Genomic DNA, 15,735 nt, shown 5'->3' on the forward strand with positions numbered 1-15,735 from the left:
AAGTATATTATTTTTGCACGACAAATTGATTAAGTCATTAAATATAAAACACCAATTTTTATGTTGAAAACGATTTTATCTATCTCTGGGAAACCGGGTTTGTATAAGTTGGTATCTCAAGCCAAGAATATGCTGATTGTCGAATCTTTGCAAACCGGTAAACGTCTGCCTGCCTATGCCCATGAAAAAATCATCTCGCTGGGCGACATCGCCATCTTTACCGACGAAGACGATGTGCCTCTGGGCGAAGTATTGGAATCGATCAAGAAGAAAGAAAACGGTGGCAAAGTGTCGCTCGATACGAAGAAAGCCGATGCCGAGGCGCTGCGTGCCTATCTGGCCGACGTGCTCCCCAACTTCGATCGCGAGAGAGTGTATGTAACCGACATCAAGAAACTCATCAGCTGGTACAACCTGCTGGTCGAGACGGGCAACACCGATTTCGTAGAGGAGAAGAAGGCCGATGCCGAACCTGAAAAGGAGGCTGCTGCCGACAAGGCCGAAAGCAAATAAACCAAGGTATCGATCAGGTGCGATTCCATCGCACGGCGAACAGATAAACCAAGGGGCTGTGACTCGTTCGAGTCGCGGCCCCTCTCTTTTTGCCGGGTCGGGAGGCCAGGCTGAATAGGGTTGGGGGCGGTTGGATGGCTGGTCGTTTATCTCTCTTTGAGAGAGGTGCTACCCGGGGACTTCGGTCAGCGTGCGGGTCTGTATGTCCAGGCTCCCTCCGTGCGCACGTCGTGGCAGGCGATGCCCTGCTTGTAGCAGTCGTTCAGCCACAGGCGGGCCCGCGACGGATGCACGTTGGCCCCGATGATAACCTGTCCGATGTCGAAGAGCCGGACCACGTCGGCCAGTCGTCCGTCGAATTGCCGGTCGACCACGGCATAGTCGATTGACAGCCGTTCGCCTGGTAGTTGGGTGTCGGAGCCCTTCCGGCCGGGGGTGTCGAGCAGGAGCAGCCGTTTGCCGTGAAAGAGGGCAAAGGGGTAGTCGACAAGGAGCTGCGGCCCTTCGACCGGAGTGGTCCCCGGTTGTATCAGGGTGTAGCTTGCGTAGCCGTTTTGTTGGCGATAGGGCTCGCCGGGCAGTGGCCCCTCGACCGGCAAGGTATCGGGTAGTAACAGGTAGCAGTGTCCCCGGTCGCTCAGTTGCACCACGGTCGATTGGGGGTCTTCATAGACTACTATTTCAGGGCATGGAGCCCGATGGGTAGCCAGGTCGGCAGCCAGAAAGAGAATGGCAGCCCCCAGCGTAAGCCCGAGCAGTCGCTTCGAACGCCGCTTCACCGTCAGGTAGATGAGGATTCCCCCGATAAAGTAGCCCCACAGGTAGCGGGGTTCCAGCCACACCCCCTCGAGGTGGCTGCCCGGCAGGTGGTCGATGGCGAGACTCAGCCCTTCGATAAATCGCAGCAGCAGGTCGGTGGCGGTTGCCAGCCAGAGGTAGGGCAGATGCAGGGCGGTGAGCAGCAGCATGAGCAGGGCCAGCCCGAAGATGACGGGCAGGAGCGGCAGTACCACCAGATTGCCAACCAGAAAGAGCAGGGGCAGGGTGTGGAAGTAGTAGATGGCGATGGGCAGGGCGCCCGCTTGTGCGGCTATCGACACGGCCGTGCACGAGCTCGCCCAGCGCACGAGACGGTAGGGCGACTTTCCCCCGACGTTCAGTCGGCGGTAGAAGAGCAGGATGGCGGCGACGGCGGCGAAACTCATCTGGAATCCGGCATCGAACACGAGGCGGGTGTCGTAGAGCAGCATGAAGAAGGCGGCGGCAAACAGGGCATTGAGCGAACTGTTACGTCGTTCCAGAAACTCGGCTGTCAACAGGAACGACGCCATGATGCTGGCCCGCACGGCCGAGGGGGACAACCCCGTGATGCAGGCATAAATCCACAACACGAGCAGCGTGAGCAGGGGGCGCAACTTGCGGCCCGTCTCGCTCCAGGCCAGGGGGAAGAGCAGCAGGTAGACCAGCGAGGCAATGACTCCCATGTGCAGCCCGCTTACGGCCAGTATGTGCGAGAGTCCCGAGGCCGAGAACGACTGTCGCAGGTCGGGCGGAAAATCGGCTCGGTCGCCCAGCAGAAGGGTTTTCAGCAGCAGGGCGCTGTGGGGCGCGAGGTGGCAGGTGTCGATGCGGTGGGCGAGTGCGGTTTGCTGCATGGCTGCCCAGGCCCGAAATTCCGAGCGGGGTTCGTGGCCGATGTACCGCCATCGCTCGTCGGCAAGGTATTGGTTGCGGGCGATGCCCTGGTTGCGCATGAAGGCGGCCCGGTCGAAGTCGCCCGGGTTCCCAACCCCGGCAATGGGGCGCAGCCGAAATTCAAAGACCACCCGGTCGCCGTAGTCGAGCCGTCCGGCCGACAGACTCTTTTCGAAATAGAGGGCTACCTTTTCGCGATAGGGTACCGTGTGGCCCAGGGTATCGACCAGCCCGGTAATCGAGGCGGGGCAGTAGTAGGCCCCCTCTTTCTCGACCGCTTTGTGGTCGATGTGGGCGACGGCTACGGGATAGAAGCCCTCGGGCTGCCGGTAGGGGCGTTGTTGCAGGTAGTGCAGGGTGGCTCCTGCCGATAGGAGAATCAGGAAGAGTCCCCACCCGAAGAACTCGCGCTTGCGGTATTGCTCCTCGATGGTGCCCCGCTTGGTCTGCAGGCCCCACAGCACGAGTCCGCCCAGCCCCGGCAACAGACAGCCCCACAAGGGGAGATGCAGCAGGGCCTGCCCCACGATACCCGCCAGCAGCGGGAGCAGCAGTCGAATGAATGGTGTACGGGCGGCCGACAGGGGATTTCGGGTCATGGCAGTATGTTTTTCGGTGTCTCAGACAAGGTAGGCGAGCGGTGTAAAAGCACCCGTGTTCGCTTAGAATCGGCGGGTCATGTAGCGCATGAAGTCCGAGGCGAGGCCGCCGTTCTGTCCGGCATTCTGGACGAAGCAGAACTCCCGCTCGCAGGTGAAATCGGCAATCTCGATTACCTTCAGCCGACCGTCGGCAATCTCGGTCGAAACCGCCTGTATCGACATCATGCCCACACTGTCGGTGTTGTAGAGGAACCGTTTGATGCCCTCGGTTGTGCCCAGTTGCATGGCAATGTTGAATTGCGACAACTTCAGTTGCTTTTGCGCCAGCGCCTTTTCAAAGACCTCGAGGCTGCCCGAGCCGCTCTCGCGAATGACCAGCGGCAGTTGCCGCAGCTGGTCGAGCGAAATCTCGTCGTACCGCGCCAGCTTGCTGCGGGTGCTGGCTATGCACACCAGCTCGTCGCGCATGAACGGGGTGTAGTGCAGGTGGGGCTGGCGGCTCACCCCTTCGATGAGCCCCAGGTCTATGCGGTTCTCTTCGACGGCCCGCTCGATGGCACGGGTGTTCCCGTTGACGAGCGACAGCTTTATCTGCTTGAACTTCTGGCTGAACGTAGCCAGATAGGAGGGCAGCATATATTGGGCGATGGTGGTGCTGGCACCCAGTCGCAGTTCGCCCATGTGGCGCTGGGTGAGCAGGTTCATCTCGAAGTCGAGCTGCTTGTAGTGGGCGAGTATCTTCTCGGCATGCGAGAGCAGCAGTTCACCCTCGGGGGTGAGGGTAATGTGGGTACCCATCCGCTCGAACAGCCGGGTGCTGTACTCGGCCTCGAGCTCCTGGATGTGCTTGCTGATGGCCGGTTGGCTCACATACAGCTCTTTCGAGGCTTTGGTAAAACTGAGGTTGTGGGCTACGCTGCAAAAAACTTTTAGTCTGAAGTCTATCATGGTGGAGGGGCTTATGGCGTTATCGATTCCAAATATCCCAGGCGGCCAGGGCCTGCAGGTGCAGCATCTCGGTGCCGTTCTTGGTCTTGCACCCCTGGCGGGCCGCCAACTCGAGAAAGCGGGTCACCTCGGGGTTGTAGATGAGGTCGTAGCAGAGGTGCTCGGGGGTAAGGCATTCGTAGGGGATGCGGGGAGCCTCGTCGGTGTGGGGATACATGCCCACCGGCGTGGTGTTGACGATGATGCGGTGGGAGGCCATCCGCTCGGGGGTGAGGTCGTCGTAGGCGATGATGTCGCCGCGCCGTTGCCGCGAGACGAAGGCAGGCTCGATGTGCAGCGACTTCAGTCCGGCATAGACCGCTTTCGAGGCGCCGCCCGTTCCCAGGATGAGTGCCCGTTGCATGCCCTCGTCGATGAGCGGGGCAATCGATTGGGTGAACCCGATGATGTCGCTGTTGTAGCCTTTGAGCCATACGCGGCCGTCGGGTTGCCGGGTTATCTGTATGACGTTGACGGCCCCAATCGCGCGGGCCTGCGGGTCCAGCTCGTCGAGCAGCGCGATAACCTCCGTCTTATAGGGTATCGTTACATTCAGCCCGCAGAGCTCCCGGCGGTCGGCAATGAGTTGCCGCAGAGTCGAGAGGTCGGGCATCTCGAAGTTTTCGTAGGTGGCCGCTATCCCCTCACGTTCGAATTTCGCGTGGAAAAACGAGCGGGAAAACGAGTGTCCCAAGGGATACCCCACCAGTCCGTATACGTGGTTCATAGCTATCGTTTCAGTTTATCCGTTGTATTTCGATTCGGCCAATATCTCGCCGGCATCGTCGGGCGAGGCCAGCAGTTCGGCCGCACTTTTCTTCTTCTCCTGGGCATATCGCTTGACTATCTGGTAGCCGATCCAGCGGCCCAGACGGCCCGGCGAATCCTGATGCAGCACGGCTACAAAGGGGGCCGGTTCCACATATTTGTGGATGAGCATCGACTCGGTGTTGAACAGGTGCTTCTTGCTCACCACCTGGTGCCAGATTTCGGCCTCGTTGGTCTGGCACCATTGCGCCTGCTCGTCGGTGTAGCCCAGCAGGCGGTATTCGTCGGCCTCGGGGAATATCGAGGCGAGGGCATAGAGAATCTTCCCCTCGTAGACCATGCGGTCGAGCAGAGCATTGCGTTTCGATTCGTAGGGGTAGCGGGTGCGCAGCCACACCTCCAGAGCGTCGTAGGCTATGCGGTCGCTTTCGTGCAGCCCCCGTTCATATATATAATAGCGTTGTTCGTAGAGCGGGTAGTCGGCCCCCAGGTAGCAGTCGAGCGAGATAGAGAGCAGCGAGTCGACCGTAACAATCGACTGGTTCAGCCCCGACACATGGGTGAGCAGGCGGGGACGCGGTGCCTGCGGAAAGAGCTCGCTGTAGCGGTCGAAGCCCTGTTGCAGGGCGGCAATCCAGGCCGTGTCGCTGGCAAAGTGCGACTCGGTATCGGCATAGAGTTGGGCAATGGCTTCGTGGGTGAGAAACAGGTTCAGCCCCTCGCGGAAGTCGGGGGCGTCGCCCAGCCCCAGAATCTGCCGGCAGTAGACGGAGAAGAAGGGGGCGTATTTCTCCCTGAAGCCGGCCGCCGCGGCGGTGTCGGTCTGTTGCACGTAGGCCGGGAGTTCGCGGTCGAACCGTTCGATGGTCACGGGGTGTCGGGTTACGGAGCTCCGGGCCTCCGAAGCTTTTCCGTTGCAGGCGATGAAGGCCGCCGTCAGCAGGCATATCGCCATGGCATAGCTGTTTTGTTTCAGGTGTCGTATCATATACACGCTTTTTGTCTCGCTTTTGCAAAAATACTTTTTTCTTTCGAGAAAGCCATCGGTGCGAATCCAGTTTTACGATTTGAGTATAAGGCAATAAATCTCCTTGAAATTGACATCTTTTTCGAGCTTTATTTATACCTTTGCATTTGAAACTGCGAAATAGGCCCGGATGGTACGCCGCCTGTTTGGCAATTTGTCAGGATTCCGGCGGGGCCGGGTCTTGTGTTAATGATAGCAGATACTGGTTTATGAAACATTCATATTGCTTTACGCGGGTGCTCTCCCTCCTTTTTGCATTTGTGCTCGGGCTCTCGGTCGTTTCGGCCAAAGACTTCGTGCTGGTCATCGATGCCGGTCACGGAGGGCGCGACGCGGGTGCCCTTGGCAACAAGGCCAAGGAGAAGGACATCAACCTGGGGGTAGCCCTGAAGCTGGGGCGCATGGTGGCCAACAATGTGCCGGGGGTGAAGGTGGTCTATACCCGCGACAAGGATGTCTACCTCACCTTGCAGGAGCGGGCCGATAAGGCCAACCGGGTGGAGGGCGACCTCTTCATCTCGATACACACCAACTCGATCGACAAGAAATCGCCCAACCGCAAGACCGTGGCCGGTGCCTCTACCTGGACACTGGGTCTACACCGCAGCAAAGAGAACCTCGAGGTGGCCAAGCGTGAGAACTCGGTTATCTATCTCGAGAACGATTTCTCTACCCGTTACGAAGGGTTCGACCCCAACTCGACCGAGTCGTACATTATCTTTGAATTCATGCAGTACAAGCATATGGAGCAGAGCATCAACTTTGCCTCGGACATACAGCACGAGTTTGTATCGGTAGCCAACCGTGTGGACCGCGGGGTGCGGCAGGCCGGATTCTGGGTGCTGGCCAAGACCGGCATGCCGGCGGTTCTGGTCGAGCTCGACTTCATCTGCAACCCCACGCAAGAGCGGTTCCTCACCTCGGAGAGCGGGCAGACCAAGATGGCCCAGGCCATTTACAATGCCTTTGTCAAATACAAATCGGATTACGATCGCAAGCAAAACTCGCGCAAGGGTTCGGCCCCTGCGGTCACCTCGTCGACTCCGGCTCCTGCTCCGGCTCCTGCACCTGCCGAAGTAGAGAAACCGGCCCCCGCCAAAACTCAAACCGGCAAGGCCGAACAAGACGACGCCTCGGGTGTTACCTATTACAAGGTGCAGTTTATGGCGCTCCCCCGCAAGTTGCCGGCCAACTCCAAGGAGTTCAAAGGCCTCTCGCCTGTCGAATGCTACAAAGAGGGGAGCATGTATAAATACACCTATGGGAAATCGACCGATCGAAATGGTATACAGCAACAATATAAAAAGGTGAAATCGTTGTTTCGCGATGCCTTTATCATCCAGTTCCGTGACGGAAAGCGTGTAAAGTGAGAAACAAGACGATAGCCCAACTAAAAAGAATAATATGAAAAAGTGGTTTGGAAAAGAAGCAAAGATTGCCCTCTCGGTGCTGATTAGCATCCTCATTCTGTATGTAGGCATCAACTATTTGAAGGGCATCAACGTGATGAAACCCTCTAATTACTATTATGTGCAGTTCCCCAGCGTGGGCGGGTTGGCCCAGTCGGCCCCGGTGATGATCGACGGCTACAAGGTGGGGCTCGTGCAGGAGATTGTGTACGACTACGACACGAATCAGACCATCAAGGTACTGTTGAATCTCGATAAGAAACTGAAGATTCCGGTCGACAGCCGGGTCTACCTCGAGACCGATATGTTGGGAACCTCGTCGGTGGTAATCGACCTGAATCCCCACGTGAGCGAATACTACGAGCACGGAGCCTTGCTGCAGGGCGAAGTGAAGTCGGGGCTGATGCAGAGCCTCCAGAGCGAGCTGCTGCCCCAGGTTGTCGTGTTGTTGCCCAAACTCGACAGCATCTTGTCGGGGTTGCAAACCCTGGTCAACGATCCGGCTCTGGTCTCGTCGGTAAAACGGCTCGATCGCATTACAGCCAATCTGGAACGCTCGTCGGTACAACTCTCGGGCATGATGCAAAACGATGTCCCCGTGATACTCGACAACGTGCAGGGCATTACGGCGCAGATCAACCAATTCTCCGATACCCTCAATGCGCTGCCGTTGCAGTCGACCATGGCATCGGTGCAGAAGACCAGTTACAATCTGCAGCAAATCACCTCGCGGCTTACCTCGCCCGACAACAGTCTGGGGCTGTTGTTGAATGACCGGGGGCTTTACGATCGGGCCAATGGTGTGCTGGGCAGTGTCGATTCGCTCATGATCGACTTGCGGCTTAATCCCAAGCGATATGTACACTTCTCGCTGTTCTGAGAAGAGTAACAGATTTTCCTTATTTAGAATCGATATAAATAAGGAAGAATCTGCAATTTTTTTGTAATATTCCCAAAGCTACCCTTATAGGGGTGTGTTTACCCGATGGGAGAGAGGTGCTGGAAATGTGCCGAAAAACATATAAAGGTTTGTAATCGCTTGAAAGATAAAGTGATGATAGATTGTGAAAACGGAAAAAATATCTCGAGAGACGATATTTTATAAGAACTTTGAAATCAACCGTTTGTAACTGAAATGTAAAAAGCAAATATTTTGCGATTTGTTTTTGCGGAAAAATAATTTGAATTTTGTACACGCAAAAGTTTTTTGATAGAAGATTTACATAAAATGGGTTCAGAACAACATGTTCAGTTGTGGGACCAATGTCTAACAATTATCAAAGACAACATAGCCCCCGAGGCGTTTGAGAGTCTGTTCAAGCCGATTACTTCGTTGGGTGTTGATGGCGATAATGTGTTGACTTTGCTTGTCCCTTCACATTTCGTGATAGAGCAGATCGAGGAGCACTACCTCAACCTGCTGAAAAAGGTTTTGCCTCGCATCTATGGGGCAAACGTCAAGTTGGTGTATCGTGTGCAGATTGTCCGTCAGCCCGAGGCTACGGTCGACCTCTCTGCTACGACCAAGTCGACCGCTGTCAAGAAAATGCAGCAGGCGATGCCCGACCTTTTGGACCCGTTCAAACAACGCGTATACGATGAGCTCGACCCCCGTCTGAACCCGATTTACACTTTTGAAAGTTATTATCAGGGGGCAAGCAACATGTTGGCGCGTGCGGCTGCCGAATCGATTGCCGAGAATCCCGGTCGCAATACCTTCAACCCCTTGTTTCTCTTCGGTGAGTCGGGGGTGGGAAAGACCCACTTGATTCAGGCCATAGGTTTGCGCATCAAAGAGAACATGCCGGCCAAACGGGTGCTTTACCTGTCGGCTCACGATTTTCTGGTGCAGTATACCGATGCCGTGCGCAACAATCGCGTGAACGATTTTATCGGCTTCTATCAAAGCATCGACGTACTGTTGATGGACGATATTCAGGAGTTTGCCGGGAAGACCCAGACCCAGAATACCTTCTTCCACATCTTTAACCATCTGCATCAGAGCAACAAGCAACTGGTACTCACCTGCGACCGTCCGCCGGTCGAGCTGGTGGGCATGGTTTCGCGTCTGTTGACCCGCTTCAAATGGGGTTTGACGGCCGAGGTGGAGCGTCCCGACTACAAGTTGCGCTACGATATTCTCATGAGCAAGGTACACCGCGACGGCTTGACCATCGACGAGTCGGTAATCGACTACATCGCCCGCAACGTGACCGACAACGTGCGCGACCTCGAGGGGGTTATCGTTTCGCTCATGGTACGTTCGAGCGTCTTGAAGAAGGAGATTTCCATCGAAATGGCCGATCAGGTGCTGGCTGCCAGCGTGAAGATGGTGCAGAAGCAGATTACCATCGATACCATCAAAGAGGCGGTTTGCGGCTATTACGGCCTGGATACCTCGCGTCTGCTCGAGCGCACGCGCAAGAGAGAGGTGGTTGTGGCCCGTCAGATGTCCATGTACCTGGCCAAGAAATACACCAGCCTTTCGCTGGCCGGTATCGGCGACGTGCTGGGCAAGAAAGACCACGCTACCGTGCTGCACGCCTGCAAGACCATCACCGAACAGATAGGGGTAGACAAGAAGTTGCGGAGCGATCTCGAGGAGATTGAGCAACGGATACAAGGATAACCTCCATAGGGATACAGAATAACGAAAGAGGCCCGGAACAACAGCGTTCCGGGCCTCTTTCGTATCGTTGCAGGGGAGGGTGTTGAACTCTCTCCGTCTCTTATTCGGGCATTTTGAAGCCCTGTTTCACAATGAAGTCGAGGAAGATTTTGGAGAACAGTTCGTTGTTCTCGCGCGTGTAGCGCACGTCGGTGAATACCTGAGCCAGAGTCTCCTTGTGGTTCTCGGCTACGAATTGTCGGTTCTCGGGCAGACTCTCTTTTTCGGCATAGAGGCGCTGTATATCCTCGGGCGTGTAGTCGCGGTAGCTCTCGTGGTGAACAATCGCCTCGAGGGGCAGGCGGTCTACCTGGGCGGGCATGTCGGCCGGATAACCTACGGTGAGGGTGGTAATGGGGATCACCAGACGGGGCAGTTGCAGGGCTTCGGCAATCTGGGGAGCGTTGTAGGTGGTAGTGCCCAGATAGCAGCAGCCCAGACCCGAAAGCTCGGCTGCGGTGCAGAACTGCTGAGCCACGAGCAGGGCGTCGATGGCTGCTGTAACGAACGACTGGAAGTTGTCGTAGCCCGGTTGGGCGTGGTTCAGCTCGCACCATTTTACAAACCGGTTAAAGTCGGCGCAGAAGGTCAGCACCACCGGCGCGTGGGTGACGGTAGGTTGGTTGAAGTGGGCTGGAGCCAGTCGCTCTTTGTTCTCCCGAGTACGGGTAACGACGACGCTGTACACCTGCATGTTGCCCGTTGTGGGGGCACGAAATGCCGTTTCGAGAAGTTCGTTGAGCAGACGGTCATCTATCTCCTTGTCGAGATATTGCCGTATCGTTCTTCTCTCTTTCAAACTCTTTATCATAGGTAATGGGGATTTGAAGTGATAAGTTCGTAGTAGCAAAGGTAATGAAAATATTTGACAACGGCGGTATGGCCGTGGTGTCGATTGTCTGTGGATTTTCTTCATGGATACTTGCAAATAGAAATAATTGTACTTTGTTACTAATGTCGATTTTTTCTTGTGTTTCTTGGATGTGTTTGTCTGATTTTCAAAAACGGAAAACTTTTTGTTATGGTCAAAATTCTAAATATCTGATTGTTAATACAGTTTTGTTTTAAATCGGGAAACTTTATAAATTGTTGATATTTAAAAATGATATTATTTGTGTATGTAGAATGTTTTTTATAAACTTGCACCGTAAATCTTTCTGCTGAAAAACCTTTGTCTAAAAATTAACTAATTAACATAATAGAAAAAATATTTGTCTCGTGGAACCAACTATTTATACTTATGACGAGGCTTATCAGGCGTCGTTGGAGTATTTCAAGGGAGATGAGCTGGCTGCCCGTGTGTGGGTAAACAAATATGCTCTGAAAGATTCGTATGGGAATATCTATGAAAAGACTCCCGACGATATGCACTGGCGTATCGCCAATGAGATTGCTCGTATCGAGCAACGGTATCCTAACCCGCTTTCGTCGCAAGAGCTGTTCGATTTGATGAGATCGTTCCGCTACATCGTGCCGCAGGGAAGCCCCATGAGTGGCATTGGTAACAACTATCAGGTGGGGTCGCTCTCCAACTGTTTTGTGATTGGGCTCGATGGTGCCCCCGACTCGTACGGCGGCATTATCAAAATCGACGAAGAGCAGGTGCAACTGATGAAACGTCGCGGTGGCGTGGGTCACGACCTGTCGCACATCCGCCCCAAAGGTTCGCCCGTCAAGAACTCGGCCCTCACCTCTACGGGGCTGGTACCCTTTATGGAGCGTTACTCCAACTCGACCCGCGAGGTGGCTCAGGATGGCCGTCGCGGTGCGCTGATGCTTTCGGTATCGATCAAACACCCCGACTCCGAGTCGTTCATCGACGCCAAGATGGTCGAGGGACGTGTGACGGGTGCCAACGTGTCGGTGAAGATTCACGACGACTTTATGGAGGCTGCTATCGAAGGCAAGCCCTACATCCAACAGTTCCCCATCGACTCGCCCGATCCCAAGGTGACGAAGGAGATCGACGCGCAAGCCCTTTGGAAAAAGATTGTGCACAATGCCTGGAAATCGGCCGAACCCGGCGTACTCTTTTGGGATACCATCATCAGAGAGTCGGTACCCGACTGCTATGCCGACCTGGGCTTCAAGACCGTATCGACCAACCCTTGCGGCGAGATTCCCCTCTGTCCCTACGACAGCTGCCGTCTGTTGGCCATCAACCTCTACTCCTATGTAGTCAATCCGTTTACCCCGGAGGCCTATTTCGACTTCGACCTCTTCCGTAAACATGTGATGCTGGCACAGCGCATCATGGACGATATTATCGACCTTGAGATGGAGAAGATCGACAAGATTATCGAGAAAATCAAGGCCGACCCCGAGACCGACGAGGTGAAGAGCACCGAGCTCAACCTGTGGTACAAGATACAGAAACGTACCCTGCAAGGCCGTCGTACCGGTGTGGGCACCACGGCCGAGGGCGATATGATTGCCGCCATGGGTTTCCGCTACGGAACCGAAGAGGCTACCGACTTCTCCGAAAAGGTACATCGGGCTTTGGCACTGGCCGCTTACCGTTCGTCGGTGACGATGGCCAAGGAGCGTGGCGCCTTCTCGATTTTCGATGCCGACCGTGAGACCAACAACCCCTTCATCAAACGGTTGAAACACGAAGATGAAGAGCTCTATGCCGACATGTGCAAGTACGGGCGTCGCAACATTGCCTGCCTTACCATTGCACCCACGGGCACTACGAGTCTGATGACCCAGACCACCTCGGGCATCGAGCCGGTATTCATGCCGGTTTATCGCCGTCGCCGCAAGGTGAACCCCAACGATCCTGCCGTACATATCGACTATGTCGACGAGACGGGCGATGCCTTTGAAGAGTATGTGGTTTATCACCATAAATTCATCACCTGGATGCAGGTAAACGGCATCGAAGTGAAAAAGAATTATAGCCAGGAGGAGGTCGATGCCCTGGTGGCTCGCTCGCCTTACTACAAGGCTACGGCCAACGACATCGACTGGTTGCAGAAGGTGCGCATGCAGGGCCGCATCCAGAAGTGGGTCGACCACTCGATTAGCGTTACCATCAACCTCCCCTCCGACGTGAGCGAAGAGATGGTGGGTCAGCTCTATGTCGAGGCTTGGCGCTCGGGTTGCAAAGGCTGTACGGTCTATCGCGACGGCTCTCGCTCGGGTGTGCTCATCTCGGCCAAGAAGGAAGAGAAGAAACCCGTGGTTCCCGCACAAGCCGAAACGCTGGTACGCCCCATCGAGCTCGAGGCCGATGTGGTTCGCTTCCAGAACAACAAGGAGAAGTGGATTGCCTTCGTGGGTCTGAAAGATGGCAAGCCTTACGAAATCTTCACCGGTCTTGCCGACGACGACGACGGTATCTTCTGCCCCAAGAATGTAGTGAAGGGTAAGATTGTGAAGGCCGTAAACCCCGACGGTACGAAGCGTTACGACTTCCAGTTCTCCAACAAGCGCGGTTACAAGACCACCATCGAGGGACTCTCCGACAAGTTCAACCCCGAGTATTGGAACTATGCCAAACTCATCTCGGGAGTACTTCGCTACGGCATGCCCATCCCGCAAGTGCTCAAGCTGGTATCGAGCCTCGAACTCGACAGCCAGTCGATCAACAGCTGGAAGAACGGTGTAGAGCGCGCTCTGAAGAAATACCTGCCCAACGGTACCAAAGCCAGTGGGCAGACCTGTCCGAATTGCGGTAACGAGACCCTCATCTATCAGGAGGGATGCCTCATCTGCACTTCGTGCGGTACTTCGCGTTGCGGATAATTTGGGTTACCTACGATAAGAAATGAAAGCTCCGGGGCGGATTCTGCAAAGGGTCCGCCCCGGTTGTTTTTTCCCGAGGAAGCTCTTTCTCCGGGTGTGGGGGATGGAGATGTCGGTCGGGAGTAGGGCAGGATACCGACCGTGTTCGGGGAGTTACGGTTGTCGTATAGCTCGGTAACGGTAGTATTGAGCTTTTCGATAACGATAAATGAGCCGTAAACTAACGCGCTTTTAATTTCGCTGCTGTAGTTTTGCAACAGAAAACCAACATATATTTATCGTTATGAAAAAGAATATCGGAAATTCAATGGCACTTTATCCCACCCCTGCGGTTGTGGTGGGTGCCCAGGTAGAGGGAAAAGCCACGTGGACTCTGGTAGCCCATGTAGGCATTGTGGCTCACGACAGGCTGCTTGTCAGTCTGCATGCCTCGCACTACATCAACCGGGGCATTAAGGAGAGTGGCCGGCTGTCGGTCAATATCGTTACCGAAGAGTGGCTGCCGAAAGCCGATTACTGCGGTATCGTGTCGGGGCACAAGCAGGACAAAAGCACCCTGTTCGAGTCGACGGCAGGCGAGGAGGGGACACCTATGGTGAACGAATCGCCCTTGACCATGGAGTGTCGGGTCGAGGATGTGTATGTGTGCAACGGTTTCGAAAACTTTATTTGCAGCATCGCCCACACCTATGCCGATGAGAGCATACTCAACGACCGGGATAAAATCGACTACAACCGGCTCAAACCGGTGCTGTTCGAGTTTCCTACCTATCAGTATCTGCGCACGGGCAGTGTCATAGGGCTCTGTACCGAAGCCGGAAAACAGTATGAAGCGAGTCAAGCATAGGCCTATGAAACGGTGGTTGTATCTTGTGATTCTCCTTATGATTGGCAATTTCACCGGCCATGCCCGACAGGTAGTCGATGTGCATAGCCACAACATTCTGCCCGATTATCGGCAGGTGCTTGCCCGGCATCATGCCGAGCTGGAAGAGGGGTTCCCGCTCCCTGCCTGGGATGTCGATTCGCACTTGTCGTTTATGGACAGTGCCGGCATTGCCTGCACGGTGTTGTCGATGCCGGCTCCGCAACCCAGTTTCGGCGACAGCGAGGAGTGCCGGCAGGTGATACGGGCCTGTAACGAATATGGTGCCCGACTGAAAGCGGCCTATCCCGATCGCTTCCGCTTTTGTGCTGCCCTCCCTCTGCCCGATGTGGAGTCGGCCGTGGCCGAGGCCATCTATGCCCTCGATACACTGGGGGCCGATGGGGTGAAACTGGCGACCAACAGCCGGGGGCAATACCTGGGCGACGAGGCTCTCGACCCCCTGATGGAGGTGTTGGATAGCCGGCAGGCCGTCATCCTCATTCATCCGCACAAGCCGGTCCCGGTCAACGAGCCGTTGACCGGGCGGGTTCCCCTGGCCGCCTGTGAGTATTTGGCCGAAACGACCCGGGCTCTGATGAACATGCTGGCACGCAACCTGCTGGTGCGTTATCCTCATGTAAAGGTGGTTGTGCCGCATTGCGGCTCGTTCCTGCCGTTGGCTGTTCCTCGCATGAAGGCGATAATGCCGGCCTTGCAGGCTCGCGGCTCGATGGGCGAGGTCGATATGGAGGCCAACCTCTCCCGGCTCTATTACGATTTGGCCGGTGCCGCTTCTCCGGCCGTTATCCGCACTCTGCTCACCATTACCACGCCCGACCATATCCTGTACGGTTCGGACTATCCCTACCAGCCGGCCGAGGTGCTCACTCGCAACCTGCGGCAGTTGGAGGCCGCTCTGGAGGCCGACGGGGAGTTGTCGGCCTATGCCGATCTCTTCTTGCACGAGAATGCCGCCCGGCTTTTCGATTTGCCGTCGGAGGGTGAGGCGGGTACTGCATTGGCCGACCGTTCGTCGGTTGTCGAGGCCGAGGTCGATACCGCCATGCTGGTGCGCATCTCCGAGATAGAGATTTATCCCCAATACCGGGATGCCTATCTCGAGGCGGCGTTGGAGGTAGGGGCTACCTCGGTTCGCGAAGAGCCGGGCGTGATAGCCATATTCCCCATGATTCAGCAGCGCGACTCCTGCCAGGTGCGCATCCTCGAGATATATGCCAGCCCCGAGGCCTATCGCCATCACATCGGTACCGCCCATTTCCAGACCTACAAGCAGGGCACGCTGCACATGGTCAAGACACTCGACCTGGTCGACATGATACCGATGAACCCGGCTGCCATGCCCGAAATATTTCGCAAGATGCAGCGTGTAAAGTAGGGACTGTCGTAAAAAGAATAAAACTTTATAACGAATTGATTGCCAATGTAAT

The 15,735-nt window shown here is 55.5% G+C and carries 12 protein-coding genes; 7 read left to right on the forward strand and 5 right to left on the reverse strand.

Annotated elements, in window-relative coordinates:
• Positions 1–60: 60 nt before the first annotated feature.
• Positions 61–513, forward strand: a complete 453-nt coding sequence (locus Q1K76_RS09780) for a DUF5606 domain-containing protein (RefSeq protein ID WP_087407613.1) — start codon at positions 61–63, stop codon at positions 511–513.
• 185 nt (positions 514–698) lie between these two features.
• On the opposite strand, the gene Q1K76_RS09785 is transcribed toward Q1K76_RS09780, so the two are convergent.
• The 4 genes from Q1K76_RS09785 to Q1K76_RS09800 all read right to left on the reverse strand — a co-directional run bounded on the left by Q1K76_RS09785 (position 699) and on the right by Q1K76_RS09800 (position 5,553).
• The gene (locus Q1K76_RS09785; protein WP_300132935.1) at positions 699–2,807 is read right to left on the reverse strand and encodes a ComEC/Rec2 family competence protein; all 2,109 of its coding nucleotides are present in this window, start codon (positions 2,805–2,807) and stop codon (positions 699–701) included.
• A 63-nt stretch (positions 2,808–2,870) separates the two neighbouring features.
• Complete coding sequence (locus Q1K76_RS09790) at positions 2,871–3,758, reverse strand: LysR family transcriptional regulator (protein WP_300132937.1); 888 nt, start codon at positions 3,756–3,758, stop codon at positions 2,871–2,873.
• A 19-nt stretch (positions 3,759–3,777) separates the two neighbouring features.
• Positions 3,778–4,524: a shikimate dehydrogenase gene (locus Q1K76_RS09795; RefSeq protein ID WP_298662593.1), complete on the reverse strand. Its 747-nt coding sequence runs from the start codon at positions 4,522–4,524 to the stop codon at positions 3,778–3,780.
• Between the two features lie 15 nt (positions 4,525–4,539).
• Entirely contained in the window at positions 4,540–5,553 is a 1,014-nt protein-coding gene (locus Q1K76_RS09800) for a DUF2268 domain-containing putative Zn-dependent protease (protein ID WP_300132940.1), read from the reverse strand.
• Between the two features lie 248 nt (positions 5,554–5,801).
• Between Q1K76_RS09800 and Q1K76_RS09805 the strand changes: the two genes are divergently transcribed.
• The 3 genes from Q1K76_RS09805 (at position 5,802) to dnaA (ending at position 9,630) form a co-directional block, all read left to right on the forward strand.
• Positions 5,802–6,962, forward strand: coding sequence for an N-acetylmuramoyl-L-alanine amidase (locus tag Q1K76_RS09805; RefSeq protein WP_087407608.1), 1,161 nt, complete (start codon positions 5,802–5,804; stop codon positions 6,960–6,962).
• A 34-nt stretch (positions 6,963–6,996) separates the two neighbouring features.
• Entirely contained in the window at positions 6,997–7,881 is an 885-nt protein-coding gene (locus tag Q1K76_RS09810; RefSeq protein ID WP_087407607.1) for an MlaD family protein, read from the forward strand.
• Positions 7,882–8,229: 348 nt separating this feature from the next.
• A complete protein-coding gene (dnaA, locus tag Q1K76_RS09815; RefSeq protein WP_087407606.1) occupies positions 8,230–9,630 on the forward strand; it encodes a chromosomal replication initiator protein DnaA in 1,401 nt (466 codons plus the stop codon).
• A gap of 100 nt (positions 9,631–9,730) precedes the next feature.
• Here dnaA and Q1K76_RS09820 read toward each other — a convergent pair whose 3' ends face one another.
• On the reverse strand, positions 9,731–10,480 hold the full coding sequence (locus tag Q1K76_RS09820; RefSeq protein WP_087407605.1) for a nitroreductase family protein: 750 nt from the start codon (positions 10,478–10,480) through the stop codon (positions 9,731–9,733).
• A gap of 407 nt (positions 10,481–10,887) precedes the next feature.
• Here Q1K76_RS09820 and Q1K76_RS09825 point away from each other — a divergent pair, with 407 nt between their 5' ends.
• The 3 genes from Q1K76_RS09825 (at position 10,888) to Q1K76_RS09835 (ending at position 15,683) form a co-directional block, all read left to right on the forward strand.
• Positions 10,888–13,419, forward strand: coding sequence for an adenosylcobalamin-dependent ribonucleoside-diphosphate reductase (locus Q1K76_RS09825; RefSeq protein ID WP_087407604.1), 2,532 nt, complete (start codon positions 10,888–10,890; stop codon positions 13,417–13,419).
• A gap of 283 nt (positions 13,420–13,702) precedes the next feature.
• Entirely contained in the window at positions 13,703–14,266 is a 564-nt protein-coding gene (locus tag Q1K76_RS09830; RefSeq protein WP_087407603.1) for a flavin reductase family protein, read from the forward strand.
• A gap of 4 nt (positions 14,267–14,270) precedes the next feature.
• Positions 14,271–15,683 (forward strand): amidohydrolase family protein, encoded by a 1,413-nt coding sequence (locus Q1K76_RS09835; RefSeq protein ID WP_300132945.1) that lies wholly within the window; start codon positions 14,271–14,273, stop codon positions 15,681–15,683.
• The last annotated feature ends 52 nt before the right edge of the window (positions 15,684–15,735 follow it).

Origin of the sequence: uncultured Barnesiella sp., from assembly GCF_946496565.1 — a bacterium.
Taxonomy (GTDB): domain Bacteria; phylum Bacteroidota; class Bacteroidia; order Bacteroidales; family Barnesiellaceae; genus Barnesiella; species Barnesiella merdigallinarum.